Annotated in this window: 20 protein-coding genes and 1 pseudogene; 5 read left to right on the top strand and 16 right to left on the bottom strand. The window is 65.1% G+C overall.

All coding sequences use genetic code 11. From position 1 onward, the window contains the following. Positions 1–51: 51 nt before the first annotated feature. From QA640_RS03890 to QA640_RS03860, 7 genes are all read right to left on the bottom strand, one after another. Positions 52–645, bottom strand: coding sequence for a hypothetical protein (locus QA640_RS03890; RefSeq protein WP_283043114.1), 594 nt, complete (start codon positions 643–645; stop codon positions 52–54). 83 nt (positions 646–728) lie between these two features. Beyond that, positions 729–2,129 (bottom strand): selenium-binding protein SBP56-related protein, encoded by a 1,401-nt coding sequence (locus tag QA640_RS03885; RefSeq protein ID WP_283039450.1) that lies wholly within the window; start codon positions 2,127–2,129, stop codon positions 729–731. Positions 2,130–2,498: 369 nt separating this feature from the next. Beyond that, positions 2,499–3,440, bottom strand: a complete 942-nt coding sequence (locus QA640_RS03880; protein ID WP_283039449.1) for a dihydrodipicolinate synthase family protein — start codon at positions 3,438–3,440, stop codon at positions 2,499–2,501. A 130-nt stretch (positions 3,441–3,570) separates the two neighbouring features. Then, on the bottom strand, positions 3,571–5,652 hold the full coding sequence (locus QA640_RS03875; RefSeq protein WP_283039448.1) for a methyl-accepting chemotaxis protein: 2,082 nt from the start codon (positions 5,650–5,652) through the stop codon (positions 3,571–3,573). 118 nt (positions 5,653–5,770) lie between these two features. Beyond that, positions 5,771–6,541, bottom strand: coding sequence for an enoyl-CoA hydratase (locus tag QA640_RS03870; RefSeq protein WP_283039447.1), 771 nt, complete (start codon positions 6,539–6,541; stop codon positions 5,771–5,773). A 13-nt stretch (positions 6,542–6,554) separates the two neighbouring features. After that, on the bottom strand, positions 6,555–7,016 hold the full coding sequence (locus tag QA640_RS03865) for a MarR family transcriptional regulator (RefSeq protein WP_283039446.1): 462 nt from the start codon (positions 7,014–7,016) through the stop codon (positions 6,555–6,557). A gap of 46 nt (positions 7,017–7,062) precedes the next feature. Next, a complete protein-coding gene (locus tag QA640_RS03860) occupies positions 7,063–7,722 on the bottom strand; it encodes a TetR/AcrR family transcriptional regulator (RefSeq protein ID WP_283039445.1) in 660 nt (219 codons plus the stop codon). Between the two features lie 90 nt (positions 7,723–7,812). Between QA640_RS03860 and QA640_RS03855 the strand changes: the two genes are divergently transcribed. The 3 genes from QA640_RS03855 to QA640_RS03845 all read left to right on the top strand — a co-directional run bounded on the left by QA640_RS03855 (position 7,813) and on the right by QA640_RS03845 (position 12,475). Then, a complete protein-coding gene (locus QA640_RS03855; protein WP_283039444.1) occupies positions 7,813–9,066 on the top strand; it encodes an HlyD family secretion protein in 1,254 nt (417 codons plus the stop codon). 61 nt (positions 9,067–9,127) lie between these two features. Continuing rightward, positions 9,128–10,627, top strand: a complete 1,500-nt coding sequence (locus QA640_RS03850) for an MDR family MFS transporter (RefSeq protein ID WP_283043113.1) — start codon at positions 9,128–9,130, stop codon at positions 10,625–10,627. Between the two features lie 126 nt (positions 10,628–10,753). Beyond that, positions 10,754–12,475 (top strand): ATP-dependent Clp protease adaptor ClpS, encoded by a 1,722-nt coding sequence (locus QA640_RS03845; RefSeq protein WP_283039443.1) that lies wholly within the window; start codon positions 10,754–10,756, stop codon positions 12,473–12,475. Positions 12,476–12,511: 36 nt separating this feature from the next. Here the strand turns inward: QA640_RS03845 and QA640_RS03840 are convergent, their stop codons facing one another. The 8 genes and pseudogenes from QA640_RS03840 to QA640_RS03805 all read right to left on the bottom strand — a co-directional run bounded on the left by QA640_RS03840 (position 12,512) and on the right by QA640_RS03805 (position 20,482). Next, a complete protein-coding gene (locus tag QA640_RS03840; protein WP_283039442.1) occupies positions 12,512–12,961 on the bottom strand; it encodes a host attachment family protein in 450 nt (149 codons plus the stop codon). A 281-nt stretch (positions 12,962–13,242) separates the two neighbouring features. Beyond that, positions 13,243–13,544, bottom strand: a pseudogene (locus QA640_RS03835) (tannase/feruloyl esterase family alpha/beta hydrolase); the annotation flags it as partial. Between the two features lie 163 nt (positions 13,545–13,707). Continuing rightward, positions 13,708–15,159: a GntP family permease gene (locus tag QA640_RS03830; RefSeq protein ID WP_283039441.1), complete on the bottom strand. Its 1,452-nt coding sequence runs from the start codon at positions 15,157–15,159 to the stop codon at positions 13,708–13,710. A 3-nt stretch (positions 15,160–15,162) separates the two neighbouring features. Next, entirely contained in the window at positions 15,163–16,179 is a 1,017-nt protein-coding gene (locus QA640_RS03825; protein ID WP_283039440.1) for a patatin-like phospholipase family protein, read from the bottom strand. Between the two features lie 177 nt (positions 16,180–16,356). Beyond that, positions 16,357–17,601, bottom strand: a complete 1,245-nt coding sequence (serA, locus tag QA640_RS03820; protein ID WP_283039439.1) for a phosphoglycerate dehydrogenase — start codon at positions 17,599–17,601, stop codon at positions 16,357–16,359. Between the two features lie 267 nt (positions 17,602–17,868). Next, a complete protein-coding gene (locus tag QA640_RS03815; RefSeq protein WP_283039438.1) occupies positions 17,869–19,101 on the bottom strand; it encodes a rhodanese-like domain-containing protein in 1,233 nt (410 codons plus the stop codon). Positions 19,102–19,178: 77 nt separating this feature from the next. Further along, positions 19,179–19,541 carry a hypothetical protein gene (locus QA640_RS03810; RefSeq protein ID WP_283039437.1) on the bottom strand — a complete coding sequence of 121 codons (363 nt, stop codon included), beginning with the start codon at positions 19,539–19,541 and terminating at the stop codon, positions 19,179–19,181. Positions 19,542–19,597: 56 nt separating this feature from the next. Next, entirely contained in the window at positions 19,598–20,482 is an 885-nt protein-coding gene (locus QA640_RS03805) for a dihydrodipicolinate synthase family protein (protein ID WP_283039436.1), read from the bottom strand. Between the two features lie 206 nt (positions 20,483–20,688). Between QA640_RS03805 and QA640_RS03800 the strand changes: the two genes are divergently transcribed. Together QA640_RS03800 and QA640_RS03795 are read left to right on the top strand one after the other, a co-directional pair. Continuing rightward, a complete protein-coding gene (locus QA640_RS03800) occupies positions 20,689–22,095 on the top strand; it encodes an FAD-binding oxidoreductase (RefSeq protein ID WP_283039435.1) in 1,407 nt (468 codons plus the stop codon). A gap of 6 nt (positions 22,096–22,101) precedes the next feature. Further along, a complete protein-coding gene (locus QA640_RS03795; protein ID WP_283039434.1) occupies positions 22,102–22,767 on the top strand; it encodes a GntR family transcriptional regulator in 666 nt (221 codons plus the stop codon). On the opposite strand, the gene QA640_RS03790 is transcribed toward QA640_RS03795, so the two are convergent. Further along, positions 22,721–23,923 (bottom strand): PepSY-associated TM helix domain-containing protein, encoded by a 1,203-nt coding sequence (locus QA640_RS03790; protein ID WP_283039433.1) that lies wholly within the window; start codon positions 23,921–23,923, stop codon positions 22,721–22,723. The two genes, QA640_RS03795 and QA640_RS03790, sit on opposite strands and share 47 nt — an antisense overlap. Positions 23,924–23,926: the final 3 nt, after the last annotated feature.

Below are 23,926 nucleotides of genomic sequence, written 5' to 3'. Positions count from 1 at the left end.
ATTGCTTCGTCGCTTCGCTCCTCGCAATGACGCTAGTGGCGCATGCTCGTATCAACGCCAACCCGTTAGATTGAACACAAGAGCAGCGGCGCCGACCAGGACGAGGCTCACGGCCCAGACCGCATCCAGATTCAACCAGCTTCGCGACACGAACTTAAGACCGAGATAGCGGTAAACCAGCCACGCAAGGCAACCGCCCGCGATGACCATCGCAACGACGTGCACAAGCGAAACCAGCACCGCCATTGCGAGATTCGCCGTGACCAGGGCGCCGGCCGCTTGGTGACTGGCGTCGAGGTCGGCGGCCTGGCACAGCCCGAGATAGATCGGCAGCAACATCAACGCGGCGCCGTGGGCCATGGCGACGGCGAATGACCATAGCGCCAACTGCGTCGGCGGTATCCGCGCCAACGCCCGCGGATGGCGCCGATCGACGAGACGGTAGGCCCCGAAGCCGATCACGAGAAGGCTGGCTGCGAGCTGGATCGGACGCTGCCATTCGGCGAGCGCCAGCAACAGCGCGAATGGCAGCAGCACCAGCAACGTTGCCAGCAGATGTCCAGCCGACAAAGCGCCCAGTGCGCCAAACAGCGCGCCGGGACTTCGTTCCATGAGCCCTGCCGAAACCGCCAGCGGCCATCCCATTCCCGGATTGACACCGTGATAGATGCCGCTCGCAACGAGAGCGAGCCAGAGCCAGGCAAGTGTCCGGCTCGCCTCTCCCCAATCTATGCCGACGGATAGCAAAAGGAATCCGTCGAACAGTCGCCGCCCTCAAGCCTGACCTGATGGGCTCGGTATCCTTCCGGGAAGCTGACAAAATAGTCACTGGCGAGTTCGAGGCCGCCATTGCGACCGACATTGGCCATCACTTCGACGCCAGGAACTCCATCGGGATAGAACTGGTCGTCCCACGTCGAGTAGAGCGAGTTGGTCCAGTACACGCGCTTGCCGTCGCGGCTGATCTCGACCATCTGCGGACCACCTGCATATGCCTTGCCGTTCGGATGCGGCGCGCGTCGGACAATGCCTCCGGTGTACACCGAGCCCGCAAGCTTGGGCTTCCGGGGATCGCTGACATCGTACTGGCGCATCTCGCCGGTGCCCCAGCAGGAAACATAGAGGAACCTGTCGTCCATCGACAGATCGATGTCGGTGACCAGTGGCGGGACGGCACCAAAGCCCTGCAGAAGGGGTGGAAGCTTTTCTTTGGCTGCGGGCTCCGGCGGGATCGTCGCCGTCTTTTCGGCGTGGAATTTTCCGCCCTCGCGCCACCAGGTCCAGATCGAGGCTTCCAAATTGGTGGTGTCCACCACCACGCCGACGAAACCGTATTCACGAACCGGATCATGGGCGGGCCGCACCTCCAGCGCCATCTGATGGTTGGCGCCGAGGTCGATGGTTTGAACATTGCGCCGGGCCCGGAGATCCCAGAAATGGAGCCGGTGGCCATATTTGTTCGACAGGAGATCTTCGGGAACGATCCCGTTCTCGAATTGCGGCGGCAGCGCCCATTCGCTCGTCACCATGTAGTCGCGCGGCAGATTCCACCAGAAGTCATAGTGCAGTGTCTGTGGACCGCGATCGATCTCCCAGCGACCGAGCACCTCGAACGTCTCGCAATCCATGATGAAGACGCCGGGAGGCCCATTCGTGCCATCCTTGCCGCCGCCGCCGAGCGTGCTGACGTAAATGCCGTCCGGCCCGCAATGGATGGTGTGCGGCCGCGAATAGCCGGTTCTCTTGAACACCTCCTCCGGCTCGATGACCTTGTGAATTTTCGCTTTGGTCGGATCGGGCCTGGTATCGATGATGTAGATGCGCGATGAACGCAGTCCGGGAATGATGAGATAGCGCCGCTCGATGAAGGCGTGCCCGGCGAGCGGAGACAATGCCGAGGAGCAGGCATTCCAGCCGAAATGATGAAACTCGTCGCCCTTGTTCGGCATCGTGACGGTATGGACGATCTGGCTGTAGGTGGGCGATCCCGGCTTGGCGTCGATGACCGCAAGTGCGTCGGGCTTTGAGAAATCCGGGCTGAGCAGCAACGTATAGGCAAAGTTTTCGGGCGGCGCTTCCATCGCAAGTTTTGGCGATGCGTGGAAGGTCGGATCTGGCCGCATTGTCATGGCACTGCCTCCCTGTTTGCGTCGGCTTGCACCAACCTGGCCCGGGATAACGGCATAATGAAGTGCTGACGCGTGATGTCTCGAGGCGCTCCGTTAGGCTTGGTTGGCCCGGGAAGATTACGTCATCGCGCCGCCGCGCGAAACCGGGACGAAGCGCGCCAATTCGACGCTTAGTCCCAAACGGGGCGGGGAGACAGACTAGATCTCGTCCCTTACGCTCGGTGTCGTCGTCCCCGCGAACGCGGGGACACATACAACCTAAGTTGGTGAAGCACGCAGGCTCCGCCGGCGTGTCAATTCCCAAATCCTGGGGTGTGGGTCCCGGGCTCGCGCTTCGCGCGCCCCGGGACGACTTCGGGGTAGATGGCGCTACTTGCCCCAGCGCAGCGCCAGCGCGTCGCGTTCCTTGGCGAGTTCGATCAGGCCTGCGCGCGTGGCCGGGTGCAGTGGTTGCAGAGGATGGCGCACGGCGTCGGACTTGATTATGCCGCCGGCCTGCATCATCGCCTTGCAGGCGATCAGGCCGCATTGGCGGTTCTCGTAGTTGATCAGCGGCAGCCAGCGCTCATAGGCGGCTTTGGCCTCCTCGCGCTTGCCGGCAAAATAGGGATCGATGATCTGGCGAATGCCGTCGGGATAGCCGCCACCAGTCATCGCGCCGGTGGCGCCGGCGTCGAGATCGGCCATCAACGTGATTGCTTCCTCGCCGTCCCAGGGACCTTCGATGGCGCTGCCGCCCGCCTCGATCAGGCTGCGCAGCTTCGCCGCGGCGCCGGGCACCTCGATCTTGAAATAGCGGATGTTTGAAAACTCCCGCGACAGCCGCACCAGCAATTCCACCGACAGTGGCGTGCCCGCGACCGGCGCGTCCTGGATCATGATCGGAATCTCGATCGCCGCCGACAGCACCTTGAAGAACTCGACGATGCCCTTCTCAGGTACGCGGAAGGTCGCGCCGTGATAGGGCGGCATCACCATCACCATGGCGGCGCCGGCGGCCTCCGCCTGCTTGCTGCGCGCTGCGCATACGGCCGAGGAGAAATGGGTGGTGGTGACGATGACGGGGACGCGGCCCGCGACATGCTCCAGCACGGCATGCATCACCGTCTCTCGCTCGGCGTCGGTCAGCACGAACTGCTCGGAAAAATTGGCCAGGATGCAGATGCCGTTCGAGCCGGCATCGATCATGAAGTCTATGCAGCGGTGTTGGCCTTCGAGGTCAAGCTCCCCGCGCTCGTTGAAGATCGTGGGGGCGACGGGGAAGACGCCCCGGTACGGACGCTGGGCTTTGCTGGGGGGCGTTGACGGCATCGAACTCTATCTCCCTGATCTTCTTGTGCCTGCGCCGCGTGGCGGCGTGGCGCCGCCCTACCATCTACTAGGCGCGCACCCTCGCGGCAATGCCGTTCGCACCGCCCCGGAACCGCCGATTGAGGAAAGCTCAGGCCGTACGTACCGCGCCCAAAAAGCCTTCGACCGCCACGCGCAGGCGGTCGGCATCGGCCGACATCTTCTTGACCGACTCCGTCAGCACGGTGCCGGCATTGCCGGTCTCGCGATTGAGGCTGGCGACGCTGCCGATGGTGTCGGTCACCTCCCTGGTGCCGAGCGCGGCCTGCTGGAAGTTGCGCGAGATCTCGGTGGTCGCCGCGCGCTGCTCCTCGACCGCCGCAGCAATCGCCGTCATCTTCTCGTCGATACCGCCGATCGCCCCGCCGATCGACCGGATCGCGGCCACCGCCTGCCCGGTGGCGGACTGGATCTCCGCGACCTGGCGCGAGATCTCCTCGGTCGCAGTCGCCGTCTGCGACGCGAGGTTCTTGACCTCGCCGGCAACGACCGCAAAGCCCCGGCCCGCCTCGCCGGCACGCGCCGCCTCGATGGTGGCGTTCAGCGCCAACAGGTTGGTCTGCCCGGCAATGGCGCTGATCATCTTCACGACCTCGCCGATGCGAGCAGCCGTCTGGTCCAGGATCTCGACGGTGGCATTGGTCCGCTCGGCCTGCGCGACCGCCTCGCGTGCATCGCGCGCGCTGGCCTGCACCTGCGCCGAGATCTCGCCGACCGATGCCGATAGCTCTTCGGTCGCGGCTGCAATCGTCTCGAGATTGTTGGTGGCCTGTTCGGCCGCGGACGACACCGCGGCGGTCTGGTTGCTGGATTCCGACACCAGCGAATGCACGCCGGTCGCAGTGGCGTCCAGCTCCCGGGTCGATTCGGCAACACTGTGGATTACGGCCTGTACGGTGTCGTCGAAGCGGCGGCAGGCGGCGTCGACCGTGCCGGAGCGCGCGAGTTGCTGGGCCTGTTGCGCCTCGCGCTCCTGGCCGAGCCGCTCCGCAGTCGCCGCGCTCTCGCGCAGGCTCTCCAGCGCTGACGCCATCGTGCCGAACTCGTCGGGATATTGCGACTGCGGCACCGGCGTCGCATAGTCGCGCGCGCTGATCCGCGCGATCGCGCCCATCAGCGATTGAACCGGCCGCACCAGGCGATTGCGCACAACGAACACGCCAGCCACGGTCACGGTCAGTGCCGCCAGGAAGGCCAGCGACTGCACCACAAGCTTGGTGAGCGCAGTCTCTTGCACCGCTTCCGCGCGCGCGATCGACTGGTCCAGCGCCTTGGTCGCGACGGCCACGATCGGCCCGAACGGCGACTGGCAGAGCGTATTCCACTCCTGGGCGGAGACGGCGGGACGGCCGCTGCCGTCAAAATTCTTCGTCATCTGCGAGATCTGCTGAACGACCGAATCGGTCTTGGTGCGTGCCTCCTTGGCCGCAGAGACGAGGTCCGCGGCTACATCGGGCGCGGCGAGGAGCTCCTCCATGCCGGTCCAACCCGCGTTGACGATCCCGTTGTACTGCGCCACGTTCAGCTTCTGGGTCTCGTCGAGCGGCTTGCTGCTGTTGACGTTGGGGCGCAGCTCCGAGCACTGCATGCCATAGCGGTCGCGCACCTGCCAGGCGAGACGGCGAACCTGGATCATGCGGGCGATGAAAGGATCGTTCATCCAGGCGCGGTTCGAGACCGCGGTCGAGGCGAGATTCACCGCGTCGATCGTCCTGGTGACGGCATCGTACCAGGAACTGGTCCGGTCGATCTTGCGTTCGGCGCGCGGACGCGCAGCTTCATCGAAGAACAGGCGGAATTGCGGCGCGGCTTCCGCCCAGTGCTGCTTCAGCGAGGTGGCAAGCTCGTCGCGGCGCGGGAACTCGATCATTGCCATGGCCGCCGTGATGGTTTCAAAGCCCGCCTGCTCGTTCTTCTCGGTCTCGCTCAAGCGTGCGTGAGGGTCGTCTTCCCCAAGCAGCGCGCTCTGGGCTTCGCCGCGATTGGTCCGTAGCGCAAGCACGCCATGGAAGATCGCCTTGTCGGCGGCGGCGAGCCGCCCGGTCTCGAGGCTGTCGCGATAGCGGCCGAAGGCGCCGGCCATCTGGATCGCGGTACTTGTCAGAGCACCAACGGCCAGAAGAGCCATGAGCACCAGGAGAAGCGTGCTTACCGATTTCTTAATCATCGCCATTGCCAGCATCCAATTTCGTGCGGGCAATGTGCCGGACGACCTGCCAACGTTCCGTTAAGGCTTTAATCGAACTGGCTGCAATGTAATTTTGCCGCAACGGCTGGTCGGCCCAGGGACATCACGCGACCTTGGTGAAATCCGGCGGCCGGCGCTCGGCGAAGGCCAAAAAGGCCTCGCGGGCTTCGGCGGTGCGCAGGCGTCGTGCAAACTGCTCGCCCTCGGCCGTCATCTGCGCGACCAGCGCCTCGCCATTCCGCATCAACCGTTTGGTGGCGATCAGCGCGCCGGCAGGCTGCTTTGCGAGGCGCTGCGCGAGCGCGGCCGCCTCGGCGTCGAGCTTGTCGAGCGTCACGACGCGGTTGGCGAGGCCCCATTCGAGCGCGGTCTTCGCCGGCACGGCCTCGCCGAGCGCGAACATCTCGTAGGCGCGCACGTGACCGATGCGCAGCGGCATCAACAGGCTCGAGGCCGCCTCGGGCACCAGCGCAAGGCTGACGAAGGGCGTCGACAGCAGCGCGTTGTCGGCGAGCACGACGAGATCGCAATGCAGGAGCATCGTGGTGCCGACGCCGACCGCGCGGCCCTGGACGGCCGCGACCAGCGGGCGCGTGCAGCGCGCCAGCGACTGGATGAACCTGATGACGTTGCGGCTGCCCCCGGATTTGCCGGTGGCGACCGCTGCGAATTCGCCGACGTCGTTGCCGGCCGTGAACATGTCGCCTTCACCGCGGATCAAGAGCACGCGGACCGACGGATCGGTCTCGGCCCCCTCGATGGTATCGGCGAGCTTGCCGTACATCGCATCGGTCAGCGCGTTCTTCTTGTCGGGGCGCGCCATGGTCAGCGTCAGCACGCCATTGGTCATCTCGGTCTGGACATGCTCGGTCATGGAACGGCTCCTCTCATTCGTCTGCTGCACGCGGAAATTTGGTTTGAATGCTCGTCAGCCAGCGCGCGACGATGTCGATCTCGGCGCTGGAAAATCCTTCCGTCAGCGCGGCGTTGATCTCCGCCGCAGCCGCTTTCGCCCGCACCTCGACCGCACGGCCCTTCGGCGTGAGCCAGACGCGCCAGGCGCGGCCGTCTTCGCGGTCGGCCCGCCGCTCGACCAGCCTTGCCGCGGCCATCCGGTCGACGAGGCCGGAGATGCCCGCCGGCCCAAGATCGAGCGCAGCCCCCGCCTCGCCCATCAGGACGCCGTCCTGTCTGCCGAGGATGAACAGCAGTCCCGCCTGGGATGGCGTCACCTCGCTCTCCGGCTGAACCGCCATGAAACGCTGTAGCCGGCGCTGCGCGACGTTGAGGAGGTAGATCAGCCGATGGTGCCTTGCCGTTGTCACGCGCGCTCGCAACTTATTTCGCATGCGAAATATATAGCCGGCAAGGCCGACCTGTAAAGCGGCACGGGCGTCACGCCGTTGTGGCGCGACAGCCGTCCAGGAAAAGAGCAGCGGCGGTGCGTACGCGGCGCTCGATCTCCTTGCGCGATGGCAACGGCACACCGCCATAGATGGCGGCGCGCTGAGGGGCCGAGACGGCCATGCCGATCAGCATGCCCGCGGCCTCCTCGACATTGTCGAGCGCGAGGCGCTCAGCCTTCACCTGAACGCGCAGCCAGCGCGCGAGCGCGGCCGCCGTGCGCGCGATGCCGTTGCGATAGAAGGCGACGGCAAGATCCGGGAACGCGGCAGATTCCTGGAGCACGATACGTTGCAAAGCGACGACCTCCGGATCGAGCGCGAGGTCGGCGCAGGCCAGCAATGCCGTGGAAAGAGCCTCGGCAATGTCGGCGTGATCGATGCCCTTGAGCTGGACATCGGAGAGCTGCCGGTCGAGCCGGTCGGCGACCATGGCTTCGAACAGCGCCGCCTTGGCCGGAAACAGCCGATAGAGCGTCTTCGTGGAAATGCCGGCTCGGCGCGCCAACTCCTCGGTGCTCGTCGCCGCGTAGCCGTTCTCGGCGAAAGCGTGCCGGGCGGCGTCGAAGATGATCTGACGCGTCTCGCCGTCGTCGCGCAGTGGCGGCCGTCCACGGGGGCGCCATTCGTTGGAAGATTTTGCTGGAGCCATGTTTTTACATGATGCCTGTCATTCTATTGACAGTTCTGAAGTTAGCCCTATTTTGGAAATCGTCAAGTTTCCTAATTAAGGGAGCCGGCCATGACCGTACACACGAATCCCTCCAAGATGGAATCCACGATGGTTCCCGCGAGCGCGCCGGACGATCTGCCGCCGGCCGCAGCCACCCCCGTCCGATCCAGAAGGCTCAACCTTCGCAAGCTGTTGCTTGCCGGTGTCGCTGCCGCGGCGCTGGCCGGCGCAAGCTGGTACGGTTACGACTATTGGACCGTCGGCCGCTTCCTCGTCTCTACCGATGACGCCTATGTGAAGGCCGACAACACCACCATCGCACCGAAGGTCAGCGGCTACCTCATCGAGGTGCTCGCGCAGGATAACGAGCACGTGAAGGCGGGCCAGGTGCTGGCCCGGATCGATGACCGCGACTTCAAGGTCGCACTCGACCAGGCGAGGGCCGATGTCGCCGCCGCGAACGCGACGGTTGCGAGCAAGCAGGCCCAGCTTGAGATCCAGGAGGCGGTGATCGCGGCGGCGAAGGCGACACTGGATGTCGACAACGCCGCCAAGACGTTCGCGAGCCAGGAGAACAAGCGCTACACGGATCTTGCCTCGACCGGCTTTGGCAGCGTGCAGAACGCGCAGCAGGCGCAGGCGCGAGATGCCGGCGCGGATGCAGCGATCCAACGCGACACCGCGAACCTCATCTCCGCGCGCAAGCAAACCGGCCTGCTCAAGGCCGAGCTCGCGCAGGCCGAGGCCGCCGCGGCGCGCGCAGGCGCGCTGCAACGACAGGCCGAGCTCAATCTCGGCTACACCGCGATCACGGCTCCGATCGACGGCGTGGTCGGTAATCGCACCTTGCGGACCGGCCAATTTGTCCAGGCCGGAACGCAGCTGATGTCGCTGGTGCCTTCATCCGGCGCCTACGTCATTGCGAATTTCAAGGAAACCCAGCTCACCAACGTACATGCGGGCCAAGAGGTCGAGATCGAGGTCGATACCTTCCCGGGCAGGCTCGTGCACGGTCACGTCGATTCCATCGCACCGGCAAGCGGCCAGGAATTCGCGCTGCTGCCGCCCGACAACGCCACCGGCAATTTCACCAAGGTGGTGCAGCGCATCCCGGTCAAGATCGCGCTGGATGCCGAGAGCACGCCGTTGATCGCGCTGCGGCCGGGAATGTCCGTCATTCCCAGGATTGCGACGCGCTCCAGCGCGCCGGCCACGCTAGCTACGACTGCACCCAAGGCAAAGCAGACCTCAGGAGGGTCGCGCCATGTCCAACAGCCTCTCAATCCCCGCGCCCACACGCTCGATTCCGGCCGCGACGCCTGATCGCGTCATCGCCGATCCGAACCGCGCCAGCGCCACGATCTGGATCGCCGTCTTCGCGGCGATGATCGGCGCCTTCATGGCGATCCTGAACATCCAGATCACCAACGCCTCGCTGCTCAACATCGAGGGCGGCATCGGCACTGGCGTCGACAACGGCTCGTGGATATCGACGTCCTATCTGATCGGCGAGATCATCGTCATCCCGCTCACCGACTATTTGTCGCGCGTGTTCTCGTTCCGTAACATCATCTTGAGCTTCGCGACGCTGTTTGCGGCATTCTCCGTCGCCTGCGCCTTCACCCACGACCTGCCCTCGATGATCGCGATGCGCGGCTTGCAGGGCTTCTTCGGCGGCGTGCTGATCCCGATGGCCTTCACGCTCGTCTTCACCAGGCTGCCCAAGGGCCAGCAGCCGATTGGGCTGGCGATGTTTTCGCTCGCGGTGACATTTGCGCCCGCGATCGGCCCGACCATCGGCGGCTATCTCACCGAGAACTACGGCTGGCAGACCATCTTCTTCGTCAACGTCGTGCCGACGGCTGTCATGGTCACCACGCTGTTCTTCACGCTGGAGCGCCAGCCGCTTCAGCTCACCCTGCTGCGCGAAGGTGACTGGTTCGGCATCGTGACCATGGCGATCGGCCTCGCATCCCTCCAGGCAGTGCTCGAGGAGGGCAACAAGGACGACTGGTTCGGCTCGCCCTTCATCGTGCGGCTTGCCGTTATCGCCGCGATCAGTCTTTCACTATTCATCTGGATCGAGCTGGTCGTGGAGAAACCGCTCTTGCGCTTGCGGCTGCTCACGCAATGGAATTTCGGCGTCGGTACGATCGCCGCGGTCTTCCTCGGCTTCGCCCTGTTCGGCTCGGTCTACCTGTTGCCCGCCTATCTCGGCCAGGTCCAGGGCTACAATGCCGAGCAGATCGGCAACGTGCTGGCCTGGACCGGCCTGCCACAGCTTCTCCTGATCCCCTTGGTGCCGAAACTGATGCAGCGGTTCGACGCCCGCCATATCGCCGTGGTCGGCCTGCTCCTCTTCGCGACGAGCTCCTTCATGAATATCGAGATGTCGCTCGACTATTCAGGCGACCAGCTCATGCTTCCCAATATCGTGCGTGCGGTGGGGCAAGCGCTCACGCTGGCGCCGCTCTCCGCGCTGAGCCTCGGCAGCGTCGCGCCGCAGGATGCTGCCGCTGCCTCCGGCATCTCCAACATGATGCGCAACCTCGGCGGCGCGATCGGCACCGCGGTACTCGCAACCATCGTCACCAAGCGCGAGCAATTTCATTCCAACATCATCGGCCAATCCGTCACGCTCGGCCGCGAAGAGGTTCGTGGCCGCATCGCGCAGCTCACGAACTATTTCATGGGCCACGGGGTGCCCGACCCGAACGCCGCGCACGAGCAGGCCGTCATCGCGGTTGGCAAGCTGGTCAAGCGCCAGGCGCTGGTGATGGGCTTTTCCGACACTTTTGCCGTGATCGGCGTGGTGCTGGTGCTGGCCGCGATCGCAGTCCTGCTGACGCATCGCGTGAAGGCAGCGGGCGGGCCGGCGCATTAGGCGCCAGCCAATTGGTCGGCAACGGCGTTGATCCATTTTTTTGGTGGCCGTCACGCTTGACGGCCGCTCGTTTTTGTGTTCTTACTTTGTTCCATTCAAGTATAGGTTGTAGTGAGAGTTATTTTCATGATGAGTGATATGCACGGCGATAGCGGCCCGGCCCAGCTCGTGATCCACGACGACGAAGATACGCCGGAAGAATTTGTGATCGAGTTGCTACGCCGGGTTTTCGGCAAGTCGGAACGCGACGCGGTCGCGCTGATGACCCGGATTGAGCGGGAGCAACGAGTCGGTTGCGGCCCCTACCCGCGATCCGTCGCCGATGCACTGCTGAAATCCGCGCTCCAGCACATTCAGTTTGCAGGTCATGGCCTGAGGATCACGCTCGAGCCGGTCAAGACAATTTGCGAGCTTTGCGGCAAGCCCGAGGCGCAGACCGACGTGCGGCTCGGAAGCCGTACGATCTGGCTGTGCAGCGACTGCATGCGCGCGGCGGGCAACACCGGCAATGAACCGGAAAAGGAGTTCGAGCATGCCTGCGAGGTTCTGGATTGGCATTTTGCCGGCGTTCCACGCAGCAAGCTCGTGACCACGGTCCGCCAGTTTCCGGGACACATGCGCGCAGACGTCCAGGCGGCCATCGACCGGCTGTTCGCCTCCGCCCTCCGGCTGTTCGGCATCAACGACGAGCAACGCTACGAGACGCTGTCGATTGCACGGCTTCTGCGTGACGGTCGCCATGCGCAGGCGATTGCGCCGCTCCAGTATTTCGATGTCGACGTTGGCGAGAAGAGTCCGGTCAAGTGCCTCGACAACGGGCTGTGGCTGTGCGTGCAGGGCGATCTCCGCTACGCGGTGCTGCTCTGCGCGCATCGCGAATACAGCCGTGAGCCCGGAATCCGGATCGAAATCGCCGTGCCCTCGGGCGCTGCGGGCGTGGTCCTGGTCCAGCGATGCTTCGGCGAGCTGGAGCAGGCCGTGCAGGCCGCGCGCACCTATCGTGGCAAGATCCTCTCGCTCGACGCCGATAGCGACTATCGCGGCCGCTCGCGCGGCATCACCGTACACCGCCTGCCGCCGGTGGCACGCGACGAGGTGATCCTGCCGGAGCAGACCTTGCGGCTGCTTGACCGCAACGTCCTGAGATTCGTCGGCACCCGCGATCATTTGCGCCGGCTCAGCCAGTCGACGCGCAAGGGCATCTTGCTGTACGGCCCGCCGGGCACAGGCAAGACGCATACGATCCGCTATCTCGCGACGCATTTGCCCGGGCATACGACGCTGATCATCACCGCCGAGCAAATGGGCCTTCTCGGCGCCTATATGAGCCTGGCGCGGCTTCTCCAGCCGTCGATGGTGGTGATCGAGGATGTCGATCTCATCGCCCGCGATCGCCACGACATGGGGCCGTGCGAGGAGACTCTGCTAAACAAACTGCTCAATGAGATGGACGGGCTGAAGGAGGATGCGGACATCCTGTTCGTCCTGACCACGAACCGGCCGGAGGACCTCGAAGGTGCACTCGCCGGCCGACCCGGCCGGATCGATCAGGCCATCGAAGTGCCTCTTCCCGACGAGATCGGCCGCAGCAAGCTGGTTCGGCTCTACGGCAAGGGACTACCGCTCGATGACGTGATCGTCACCGAGGCGGCGCGCCGCAGCGAGGGCACGAGCTGTGCCTTCATCAAGGAATTGATGCGGCGGCTGGCACAGGCGAGCCTGGCGCGCGACGGCGGTAATTCCGTCATCTCCGTCGACATCGACGAAGCGCTCGACGAAATGCTGTTCTCCGGCGGTCGCCTCAATGCGCAGCTGCTCGGCGGCGCGCAGGCGGTGGCAGCGGCCTGAGCGGCTGCCACCGTCACTGCCATTCCCACGGCCGACCTAGTACTCGGCCGCCAGATGCTCGGTGATCTCTTCGACGGGAAGCCGTGTCAAGTCCTTGGGCAGCTCGGCGACGATACGTGCCTTGACGTCGGCGTGAAAGGCGTCACGCAAGTCGGCCAGCGCGCGGGGCGGCGCAACGACGATGATCGCCTTCACGTCGCGCTCGCGGACGAGTTGTTCCAGCGCGACCGCGACGCGACGCGCAAAGCGGTGTTCCTCGATATCGTGCCAGTCCGTCGGCTCGACAGCCGCTCTTTGTCCGGTCGGTTTGCTGACGCGGCCGGGACGTTCGGTTCCCTGCTCTCGCGTCGGCGGGTTCTCGTCAGCGAACACCTCTTCAGTTTTCAGGCTCGGCTCGGCCGGGTTGCCCTCGTTGCGCAGGAACAAGGCCTTGCGACCGTCCCCGATGAAGACGAAGGCGTCGTGGGGGATCATCAGGCCACTCATGTCGACGCTCCAAGATTTGCACAAATCATTCAACCCCTTGCTCGCGAAAGGGTTGATCCAGATCAACGCAGGCCTGCTGCCCGCTTTCTGCACCCGTATTGGCTCCTGTCGGGGCAAGGAACTCGCGCCGGTCCACCCTTCGATGCGCACATTGAGAATTTGAGCCGGATTAACGTCAGGCTGCGGGCATCGGTGAAGGTTTTTTCAATTGGACCAGCTCTAGTCTCTTAAAGGAGAGATATCATGGCAAACGAGACCGAGCTCCCGATCAACAAGACAGCAGTGACGTCGAGCTTGGGATCGCGTGCGAACACATATTGTCGCTGGCGCCGTAGATCCAGGCAATGCCGTTATTCGGAGCTGGTTGCGTTGGCGCCGCAGTGCCGAGCCACCACGAAATCCATCCGCCCGCCGGGCCGACGGATGGCGTGTCCTTGCCCGACACGCCCCAGCCCGGACAATCATCGAGGCCGTTGGCGAGCGGGAAAGGAAATTTGTAAGGATCATGCAGCGTGTCGATCGCCTTGATCTGCGCGTCGGTCAGACATTGGTCGCCACTCTGTCCGCTCGCGCAGCGCAGCGTGAAATCGCCACCACCATTCAGCAGGCTTGCGAAACATACAGTTGCGTTGATCTGAGAACGCGTCATCGTTTCCACCCGGATTCTTTTTGTTATCAACGACAAGCGGATGCATTCAACGCAACGTTCGGCCGCCCGTCAATCGCGTGCGCCGGATTGTCCGTCGTCAGAACGATCCTATGAGGCTACCGAGCGCGATGACGATGACCAGCGCCAGCAGCGACGAGACGATGCCGACCATCACGATGTCACGGTAGCTGTCGCGGTGGGTCAGTCCGCAGATCGCGAGCAGGCTGACCACCGCGCCGTTGTGCGGGAGGATATCCAGCGTGCCCGAACCGATCACCGCCACGCGGTGCATCAGCGCGAGGTCCACGCCAGTCTGCGCGGCGACTTCCACATAGGTCTGACCGAGCGCATCGAGCGCGATGGTGAGGCCGCCGGATGCCGAGCCGGTCAGCGCGGCCAAAATGTTGGTCGCAACCGCGAGCGACACCAAAGGTCCACCCTCGATCGCGAGCACCCAGTCGCGCACCGTTTCGAAAGCCGGCAGCGCGGCGATGACGGCACCGAACCCGACCAGGCTTGCAACGCTCAGCGCCGGGAGCACGGAGGCATTCGCGCCGGCATCCATCGTCTGCCGGAGCGAGGCCAGCCTCGTCCAGTTCATGGCGATGGCCACGACGATGGCGGCGGCCAGCGCAACGACGACCGACCAGACGCCGGCAACGGCTGACAAGGACGTGCCGCCCCAGCGTTGCTCGGCAAGGTATGAGAAATCCATCCGCGGCAGCACCAGAAGCGACATCACGAGGTTGACGGCCACGACGACGATCAGCGGCAGAATCGCGCTCAAGACTGGCGATGGCGCCTCGCTGCGACGACCGTGCCGGATCTCGGCGGGGTCGAACTCGCGCGCGGTGGTCGCGCGCTCGCGCAACAATTCATCGTCGACGACATGCTCGGCGATGCCCTGCACGTCGCCGAAACCCTCACCCGCGCGACGAGCCTGTGCCTCCGCCCGCTGCAGCCACCACAATCCGACGCCGAGCATCACGAGCGCGGCAATGATGCCGAGCCCGGGCGCCGCGAACGGCGTCGTGCCGAAGAACGGCATCGGAATCGCGTTCTGGATCGACGGTGTGCCAGGCAGCGCCGACATCGTAAATGTCGAGGTCCCCAGCACGATGGCGGCCGGGATCAACCGCCGCGGAATGGAGGCTGCGCGGAACAGCGACTGTGCCATTGGCGCGATGACGAAGAAGGCGACGAACAGGCTGACGCCGCCATAGGTCACCAGCGCACCCGCCAGCACGACTGCAAGGATCACGCGCTGCTCGCCGAGCCGCTGCGCCATGAAGGCGGCGACCGCCGTCACCGCGCCGCTGTCGTCCATCAGCTTGCCGAAGACGGCACCGAGCAGGAAGATTGGAAAGAACTGCGCCAGGAAGCCCGCGGCGCTCGCCATGAACACCTGCGTCAGATTGGCGAGCAGCGGCTCGCCGCCGAATGCCGCGGCAACGAGCGCCGCGAACGGGGCGAGCAGCAGGACGCTCCAGCCGCGGAATGCCAGCAGCACGAGCAGGCCGAGCCCGACAAGAATGCCGAGGAGCCCCACGTGTCAGCACTCCGCCAAGAGAACATCGAGATCGGCCGTCGAGCGCCGGCCGATGTCCTCGCCGTGATGTTCGAGAAATTCGCTCGCGGCCAGCCGGCCCTCGGCACGGAGCATCGAGACGAACTGCCATTCCGCATTCAGCTTGGAGGAGGCGCCGAACTTCGTCAAAATATCGCTCTTGATCCGGTGCGTCCGCATCCGCGCCCAGCGCGCGCCCTCGCCGCTTCCGGGGTCGGCCGCCTGACGGAGCAGCGCGATCATGCGCAGCTCCTTCATCAGCGGCGAGTTGAACGAAATCTCGTTGAGACGGTTGAGGATCTCCGCCGCGGTACGCGGGTCTTCCGGTCGCTCAGTCGGATTGATCTGCACCAGGATGGTATCGTAGGCGTCGCTTTCACGAACCAGCGGCGTGATCGTCGGATTGCCGGCGAAGCCGCCGTCCCAATAGGGCTCGCCGTCGATCTCGATGGCGCGGAACATGGTCGGCAAGCACGCCGAAGCCAGGAGAACGTCGGCGGTGATCTCGGCGTTGCGAAAGATCCGGCCACGGCCGGTGCGTACCCGTGTCGCCGTGATGAACAGCTTGATCTCGGAACGCGCAAGGCGTTCGAAATCGATGCTCTCGGCGAGCACCTTGCGCAGTGGGTTGTAATCGACCGGGAGATCGTAGGGCGAGAACAGCCGCGACATCAGGTCGGTGAAGACGTAGGCCGGCGAGGTGTCGAGCGTCCAGCGCCCCATCAGGCGATCGAGCGGCGAGCGCTGCAACGGACTGAACGCCGCGGCGCGCGACACGCGGAGCCAGTACTGATCCAGCGCCTCGCGCGCGCCTTTGGCCCCGCCTGCCGTCCATCCGTCGGCCAGCACCGCGGCGTTCATCGCCCCGGCGGAGGTCCCGGAGATGGCGACCACGTCAAGCCAGGTCTCTTCGAGAAGACGATCGAGCACGCCCCAGGTAAACGCCCCGTGCGAGCCTCCGCCTTGAAGTGCAAGGTCGATTGGTATGCGGTCTCGGGCCATCGTGTCCGCACTCACGCAAGTTAAGCTCAACTTCGATGAGACTTGCTAGACGAAACTTGCCTTCCAGCGCCCAGGTAACCACAGGTAGTGTAGAAAGCGGAAGCCGGGCCGCGCAACCGTGCAGCCCGCCCGGATGCGGTCACAGCGTCGTGATGCGAAAAGCCTTCAGTGCGCGCGTCAGTGCTCGAACACCAGGCGCGCGCCGATCGTTCCGTCGAGCGCGCGGATCTGCCGGAGCAGCTCGTTCGAATCCTGGCCGCCGAGATCGGCATCGAGCACGACGTAGCCGAGCTCACCATGCGTCTCCAGATATTGGGCGGCGATGTTGACGTCACGCTGCAAAAACACCTCGTTCAGCCGGCGCAGCATGCCCGGCACATTGCGGTGGACATGGCTGAAGCGGGCGCCGGTGGGCCGGAGGTGGAGCTGCACCTCCGGGAAATTGACGGCGCCCATGGTCGAGCCCGTGACGTAATAGTCGACCAGCTTGCGGGCCACCTCGCCGCCGATCCGCTCCTGCGCCTCTTCCGTGGAGCCGCCGATGTGCGGCGTGAGGATCACGTTGCTCAGGCCCTGCAGCGGACTCTTGAAGCGATCGGCGTTCGAGGAGGGCTCGACCGGGAAGACGTCGACGGCCGCGCCAGCGAGGTGCTCGTCGCGCAAGGCGCGCGCCAGCGCGTCGAGATCGACGACGGTGCCGCGGCTGTTGTTGATGAGGAACGAGCCCGGCTTCATCAGCCGCAGTTCGCGCTCGCCGATCATGCCCGCGGTCTCCGGCGTTTCCGGCACATGCAGGCTGACCACGTCGCTCTGGGCCAGGAGGTCCTCGAGCTTCTCGACCGGTTCGGTGTTGCCGTGACGCAGCTTGTCGGTCCGGTCGAAGAAGATCACCCGCATTCCCATGGCTTCGGCAAGCGTCGAGAGCTGCGAGCCGATATTGCCATAGCCGATGATGCCGAGCGTGCGGCCGCGCACCTCGCGGCTGCCGGCCGCCGACTTGTCCCAGCCGCCGTCATGCGCCGCGACCGAGCGCGGGAAGATCTGCCGCAGCAGCATCACGATCTCGCCGATGACGAGCTCGGCGACGCTGCGGGTATTGGAGAACGGCGCATTGAAGACCGGAATGCCGCGCTTGCGGGCGGCGAGCAGATCGACCTGATTGGTGCCGACGCTGAAGCAGCCGACCGCAAGAAGCTGGTCGGCGGAGGCGAGCACGTTCTCGGTGAGCTGGGTGCGCGAGCGGATGCCGAGCAGCGACACACCTTTCACGGCTTGCCGCAGCGCCTCGCCGTCGAGCGCCTTGGTCAATCGCTCCACATTGGTGAAGCGGGCGCTCTTGAACAGGTCCACTGCGCTGTCATTGACGCCTTCAAGCAGCAGGGCTTTCGCGGTCCTCTCAGGGGTCTGGCCTGTGGCTGGCATGGAATCTCCGTGGATATCGCCTTCGCCGCGCGGCTTAGTCGCCGGCGAGGCGGAAAACAATATGAATCTCACGTGGACCCACGATGGCACGTGCCGATATTTCCGGCCCTTTTCAGCGTCATGCCCGCGAAGGCGGGCATCCAGTGCGCCGCGGCCCATCGGCATACGACCAACGTCTCTGGAATGCTGGATCGTCCGCCCTCGCGGACGATGACAGAGGAGAATTCAGTCGCAGCGATTCCGCTGTCTGGCAGCCCACGCGCCGGCTCAGATCACGTAAAATCCGTGCGTCGCGTCGCGGCGGAGCTGCTCGACGAGGCCGTATTCCCAGTCGAGATAGGCCTGCATCGCGCTTTCCGCGATATCGGTGCCTTCGTAGGGGCGCCGGTAGCGGTGCGCGGGATCGGGCTTGGAGAAGACCTGCGGCGGTCCCACGTCCAGCGCGCCGTCATAACCGCCTTCGAGCACGTAGACCTCCCAGCCCATCTGCGCAAGCCAGGACGCCGTCATGTCGGCGCGCACGCCCCTGTCGTCGGTCAAAAGGATGCGCGCGCCGCGCACGGGCGCAGCGATGTCGATCTCCTGAACGAGTTGGCCGCCCGCGTAATGGCGGAAGCCGGCGAGATGGCCACTGGCATATTCCTCGGCGTCGCGCACATCGAAGCGATAGAGCGTGCGATCCCTCCGGGCGGAGAGCCCCGCCGCGTCGCTCAGGTCGATGTGGCGAACGCCGGCGCGATAGGCGACGTCGCGGGCATTGGCGGCGGCCCCCCCGAACGACCCGATCGCACCCCGCCGTCCGGCGCCATGCTCGAGCGTGTACTTGGCAAGAGTCCAGCCGATCGTGCCGTTCCGCAGCGCGCGCACCTTGTTGGGGACGCCCGCATTGATCAGCGACTGGGTGCCGATGATCGAGCGGGTGCGGCCGGCGCAGTTGACGATGATGGTGGTGTCGGGATCGGGCGCCGCGCGGCCCGCGCGCAGCACCAGTTCCGCGCCGGGCACACTGACCGACCCCGGGATATTCATGGTCGCATATTCGTCGAAGCGGCGAACATCGAGGATCGCAACATTGGCCTTGTCGGCAATCAGCCTTGCGACCTCGTCAGCGCTGAGCGAGGGCGTGTGACGGCGCGCCTCGACCAGCTCGCCAAAGGCCTTGGCGTAGGAGTTGACGTCCTCGAACACTTCGTAGCCGGCCGCGCGCCACGCCTTGAGGCCCCCATCCAATGCGCGGATGTTGCTGTAACCCAGCGCCCGCAGGCGCTCGGCGCCAAGCCCGACCAGGCCTTCACCGTCATCATAGAGGACTATGCCTGCGTCCTTGCGCGGCAGCCTCGTCTCGGCCTCGATCGCGATGCGTGCCTCCGCCATGTTGGCGGCAAACAGGGGATGGCCGGTGGCAAAGGCTGCCTCGTGCCTGAGATCGAGCAGCGCGATCTCCTCGCGCAGCAGCAGCGCACGACGAACGTCGGCAGGTGTAAGGGTCGTGAGCTTCATGGGACGGCGAGCCTTCGCGAGAATGAGCCTCGCGCTTTTGGACCATTGTCACGATCTTGGCTAGCCGCTAGCGGCGCTCATTGCTTCGGGCCGACCGTACCCGTTTCCTTCAGCCGCGCCGACCTGACCCAGCCGGAGACGGCATTTCCGGTTCTGGGATTGCTGTACATCACCGAGGCCCAACCGCCGTCGGTTTGGCCATAGGCAATCAATTCATCCTCGGGAATGACGAAAATGCGGTTCATCGCGCAGGCGGGGTTCGGCGCCGAGTAGAATTGCAGCCGTCCCGCTCCGGTCACGAGGTTGACCGTCGGCGGCGACAGCACCGGTGCGTCCTTGCCGCCCAGTTCCGACTCTTTGCAGAGCGGTTCCGCGAGCGCAGGCGTCAAGGCGACCGCGCCCCAGACGGTGAAAGCAAACAAGAACCTGACCACAACCATTCGTGACTCCGCGAATGGTCATCGGTCGTCACGAGCGCAAGAAAAGTTCGCGGGCGTCACGCGATTGCGGGACTCACCAGCGCGTCGATCTTCGCCTTCAGCGCCTTGCCGTCGGAGAGGCCACGAAGCGGCGGACGCACGCGCAGCCAGCCGGGATCGGCAGTCTGTGCGGAGAGGATGGCTTTCAACGTCGCGACCAGCGACGGCGTCTTGACGACGATATCGATCGCCGCCTGCATACGCGCGCCCACGTCCTTGCCTTCGACCATGCCCTTGACGAGCTCGGGTACGATGTTGGCCATGCCGCAGATGGTGCCGGCGCCGCCCGCTGCGATGGCGCGGGTGATGTCGGCTTCATTGCCGACGGTGATGGCGAGCTCGGGCGCCGCTGCACGAAATGCCTGGAACTGCTTGAAGTCGCCGCTGGAGTCCTTGAGGCCCGCAACGAGCTTACCGTAGCGCTTGCGCAAATTCGCCGCGACCTGCGTCGGCACGGCGACGCCGGAGACTTGCGGGATGTGGTAGAGATAAGCGCGCAGGCGATCGTCGGCGACGCCATCGAAGATCGCGCCGTAGGCGTCCTCGATTCCTTCCGCGCTGATGCTGCGATCGAAATAGGGCGGCAGTACCAGGACGTGGCGGAGGCCGAGGTTCAGCACCGAACGCGTCAAGGCGATGCTGTCGCTGATCGCGGGAAAGCCGCCGCCAATGCCGATGCGGTCGGCGGCGACGCCGGCCTTGAGCAGGGCCTCCACGGTCGCGATCCGCTCTGCAGCATTGAAGGAGGTGCCTTCACCGGTGGTGCCGAACACCACGACGCCGTTGACGCCCTTCTCGAAGAGTCGAAGCGCGTGGTCCGCCAACCGGGCGGGGTCAACGCCTCCCTCCGCTGTCAACGGTGTTGGCGTGGCGACCCAGAACCCGCGAATTGCGTCCGTCATGGCATGTCCTCTGCGAAAATTCGCGTTGTTAAGACTTTGATCGGGCTCGCTCTTTTGGAAAAGTGCGAAACTTGCTTGGCGTTCCCTTTTGCTTCTTGTACCTTACATACAACAAGGCCGCAATTCCATCGTGAAGCGGATCGCGCCGCCAAAAATGCATGGGCGCCGGTCCCCGGCCCGCAACACCCGGTCACAGAGGCTCCGCCATGACGACGCTGCTCGAACGCCCCGAGGACATGCTGCGCGATCTGCGCGACCGGCTTGGCCCGCAAGCCGTGCTGATCGGGAACGAAGTGCCCGCACGCAATTGCAACGACTGGAGCGCGAGCCTGCCGCAAACGCCGCTCGCGGTGATCCGCCCGCTGGATGCGGCCGGCGTTGCCGCGGCGATTGCGACCTGCCGCAAGGCAAGCCTGCCGTTCGTGCCGCAGGGCGGGTTGACCGGCCTCTGCCGCGGCGCCGCGCCGGAGCCCGGCTGGGTCGCGATCTCGCTGGAGCGCATGACCGGCATCGAGGAGATCGATCGCGCCTCCGCGACCATGACGGTGAAGGCCGGCACCCCGCTGGAGACGATCCAGAGGGCGGCCGATGAGGCCGGCTTCTTCTTCCCGCTCGATCTCGGATCGCGCGGTTCCTGTGCAATCGGCGGCAATCTCTCCACCAATGCCGGCGGCAACCGCGTGATCCGCTACGGCATGACGCGTGAGCTGGTGCTCGGACTGGAAGTGGTGCTGCCGGACGGCACTGTCATCACCAACCTCAACAAGCTGATGAAGAACAATGCCGGGTACGACCTGAAGCATCTCTTCATCGGCTCGGAAGGCACGCTCGGCATCATCACGCGCGTGGTACTGCGGCTGTTTCCAAAGCCGCGCTCGACCATGGCCGCACTGTGCGCGCTGAAGGATTATGCCGCCGTGGTCGCGCTGCTCGATGCCGCGCGCTCCGGCCTCGGCCCGCTGCTGTCGGCCTTCGAGGTGATGTGGCCGGATTATTGGGAGGTGATCACGGCGCGCGCGGGCGTCAAGCCGCCAATCGCTGCCGGTCACGGGCTCTATGTGCTGGTGGAGGCGCAGGGCACGGACGAAAGCATCGATGCGCCGCGCTTCCAGGCCTGGCTCGAAGAGCTGATGGAGCGTGGGCTGCTCGCGGACGCTGCCGTCGCGCAATCGCTGGCGCAGACGCAAAAATTCTGGGCAGTGCGCGACATCTGCGCCGAATTCGCCCAGGTGCTCGGGCCGCACATCTCCTATGACATCGGCCTGGCGGTCGCACGGATGGACGAGTTCGCCGCGCGCTGCAAGGCCGCGCTCGCGGACGGCATCAAGGGCTGCGAAAGCGTCTATTACGGCCATATCGGCGACGGCAATCTGCACCTGGTGTCCTGGGTGACGGGGTTGCCGATCGAGCGCCAGCCGAAGGAGGCGATGGACGCGATCATCTACGGCCTCGTGCGCGAGATGGGCGGCAGCGTCTCCGCCGAGCACGGCATCGGCACGCTCAAGAAGCAATGGCTCGGGCATGCCCGCAGCGATGCCGAGATCGCGCTGATGCGCACGCTGAAGGCCGCGCTCGATCCCGATCATCTGCTCAATCCCGGCAAGGTCATCTGAGGACCGATGAGATCGTTGAAGCTCGATACGCCGAAATCGCTGGCGCAGCGCGTGATGCTGCGCCTGCGCCAGGGCATCATCGACGGCGAGTTCGCGCTCGGCGCGGCCATTTCCGAGGAGATGGTCGCGCAGTCCTTCGGCGTCAGCCGCACCCCGGTGCGCGAGGCCATGGGCCAATTGCAGGCGCAGGGCCTCGTCGTGATCCGGCCGCAGGTCGGCAGCTTCGTCTTCACTCCCAGTGCGGAGGACATCAAGGCGCTCTGCGCATTCCGCATCGTCATCGAACCGAAGGCCGCCGAGCTTGCCTTCGCATGCGATCGCGCCGGCGCAGTTGCGGCAATGGAGCAGGCCATTGCGGCGATGGAGCAGGCGGTCGCCGCGAAGGATAACGTCGCCTATGGGCGCGGGGATACTGCGATGCATGAGGCGTGGTTCGCCAACTGCGGCAATCGCTATCTCGTCGAATCCTATCAACTCGTCTCAGGCCGCGTCGCGGCGCTGCGCACCAATCTTAGCTCGCCAATCGACGTCATCACTCCAGCGTCGTTCGACGAACATCGCGCGCTGCTCCGATTGTTTGCGAATGGCGAACTCGCCGTCTTCGAGAAGCTGCTCACGAAACACATCACCAGTTCGGGCCTGACCTACGCGCGGGCATTGAACGTGACATAGCAATGCTCTCGCCGGCGCCACCGGCACGCCGGTGCCTGCGCCGCGACAGATAAAGCAGCACGCCGGTGACCGCGAATAGCGGCATCAGGCCGGCAGCCAGCATGAAAGCGAGCTTGCCGGGCCACCCCAGAATCGCGCCGCGATGAATGTCGAGGACGCCGGCGATGGCTCGCTCGCCGAGCGTCCTGTTCGCGGAGCTATCCGCCGAGACGAGCCGGCCGGTGACGGCATCGATGCGGAATTCGTCGCGCGCGCCTTCGAGCGTCGATTCCTGCGGCCATGATCGGACGCGCATGACGGTGCCGTTGGCGCCTGGCAACGTCAGTTGCGCCCTTGCGAACGGGCTGCTCTGCTCGCGCAGGAATGTGGACCACGCGCGGTCGAATCCCGGCGTCTCTGCGGACTCGCTCGCTGGAGCGTGCGGTGACTTCGGTGGCATCCGCGCGGCAGCTGTCGATGGGCGCGACAACAACCAGACGACGCACTCCTTGTACCAGTCGAACGAATACCAGAGCCCGGTCAGCGTCATCGCCAGATAGATCGGCAGGACCCAGGTGCCGATGACCGCGTGCAGCGACCGGTGCAGACCGCGGCCGCGCAACGCCACATTGGGCTTGAGCCACATCTTCACGCTGCCGGCACGCTGCGGCCAGCGCAGCACGAGGCCGGAGACCAGCAGCGCGATCAGGCCGAGCGCCGCGATGCCGGTGATCTGGCGGCCATAGCCGTTGCCATCGCCGGGCAACAGCAGCCAGCGATGCAGCCTTCGGACGGTTGCGAAGAACTCCTCGCCCCGGGGCGTCCCGAGCACGCGCGCGTCATAGGGATCGACATAGAGCGAGGACGGCCGCGCGCTCTGCCCATCGCGGGCGAAGCGAACGTGAACGGCCGCGGACGCATCGCGGGTCATCATGAGGCCCGAGACCTTGCCGACGTCCTGCGTGGCTTTCAGCCGCACGACGAGTTGATCCGGCGTCAGCATCGGCAAAGCGCGCGGCGCGACATGCATGATATCAGCGTTGAGATGATCGAGAGTCTCATCCTCAAAGGTCATAATCGCGCCGGTGATTCCGATCACCGCCAGCACGAGCGCGATCACGAGGCCCAGGACGGAGTGGACCTCGAGCAGGAGAGCCTTGATCCTCCGCGCGCCCATTGC

Source organism: Bradyrhizobium sp. CB82 (assembly GCF_029714405.1).
Classification (GTDB): Bacteria; Pseudomonadota; Alphaproteobacteria; order Rhizobiales; family Xanthobacteraceae; genus Bradyrhizobium.
Note: the sequence above shows the minus strand (reverse complement) of the source record. Positions and strands in the feature narration are given on the sequence as shown.

Excerpts from the sequence above, each read along its gene's own strand:
- QA640_RS03890 (WP_283043114.1), bottom strand. The coding sequence starts at position 645 with ATGGGATGGCCGCTGGCGGTTTCGGCAGGGCTCATGGAACGAAGTCCC.
- QA640_RS03885 (WP_283039450.1), bottom strand. The coding sequence starts at position 2,129 with ATGACAATGCGGCCAGATCCGACCTTCCACGCATCGCCAAAACTTGCG.
- QA640_RS03880 (WP_283039449.1), bottom strand. The coding sequence starts at position 3,440 with ATGCCGTCAACGCCCCCCAGCAAAGCCCAGCGTCCGTACCGGGGCGTC.
- QA640_RS03875 (WP_283039448.1), bottom strand. The coding sequence starts at position 5,652 with ATGGCGATGATTAAGAAATCGGTAAGCACGCTTCTCCTGGTGCTCATG.
- QA640_RS03870 (WP_283039447.1), bottom strand. The coding sequence starts at position 6,541 with ATGACCGAGCATGTCCAGACCGAGATGACCAATGGCGTGCTGACGCTG.
- QA640_RS03865 (WP_283039446.1), bottom strand. The coding sequence starts at position 7,016 with ATGCGAAATAAGTTGCGAGCGCGCGTGACAACGGCAAGGCACCATCGG.
- QA640_RS03860 (WP_283039445.1), bottom strand. The coding sequence starts at position 7,722 with ATGGCTCCAGCAAAATCTTCCAACGAATGGCGCCCCCGTGGACGGCCG.
- QA640_RS03855 (WP_283039444.1), top strand. The coding sequence starts at position 7,813 with ATGACCGTACACACGAATCCCTCCAAGATGGAATCCACGATGGTTCCC.
- QA640_RS03850 (WP_283043113.1), top strand. The coding sequence starts at position 9,128 with ATGATCGGCGCCTTCATGGCGATCCTGAACATCCAGATCACCAACGCC.
- QA640_RS03845 (WP_283039443.1), top strand. The coding sequence starts at position 10,754 with ATGATGAGTGATATGCACGGCGATAGCGGCCCGGCCCAGCTCGTGATC.
- QA640_RS03840 (WP_283039442.1), bottom strand. The coding sequence starts at position 12,961 with ATGAGTGGCCTGATGATCCCCCACGACGCCTTCGTCTTCATCGGGGAC.
- QA640_RS03825 (WP_283039440.1), bottom strand. The coding sequence starts at position 16,179 with ATGGCCCGAGACCGCATACCAATCGACCTTGCACTTCAAGGCGGAGGC.
- serA (WP_283039439.1), bottom strand. The coding sequence starts at position 17,601 with ATGCCAGCCACAGGCCAGACCCCTGAGAGGACCGCGAAAGCCCTGCTG.
- QA640_RS03815 (WP_283039438.1), bottom strand. The coding sequence starts at position 19,101 with ATGAAGCTCACGACCCTTACACCTGCCGACGTTCGTCGTGCGCTGCTG.
- QA640_RS03810 (WP_283039437.1), bottom strand. The coding sequence starts at position 19,541 with ATGGTTGTGGTCAGGTTCTTGTTTGCTTTCACCGTCTGGGGCGCGGTC.
- QA640_RS03805 (WP_283039436.1), bottom strand. The coding sequence starts at position 20,482 with ATGACGGACGCAATTCGCGGGTTCTGGGTCGCCACGCCAACACCGTTG.
- QA640_RS03800 (WP_283039435.1), top strand. The coding sequence starts at position 20,689 with ATGACGACGCTGCTCGAACGCCCCGAGGACATGCTGCGCGATCTGCGC.
- QA640_RS03795 (WP_283039434.1), top strand. The coding sequence starts at position 22,102 with ATGAGATCGTTGAAGCTCGATACGCCGAAATCGCTGGCGCAGCGCGTG.
- QA640_RS03790 (WP_283039433.1), bottom strand. The coding sequence starts at position 23,923 with ATGGGCGCGCGGAGGATCAAGGCTCTCCTGCTCGAGGTCCACTCCGTC.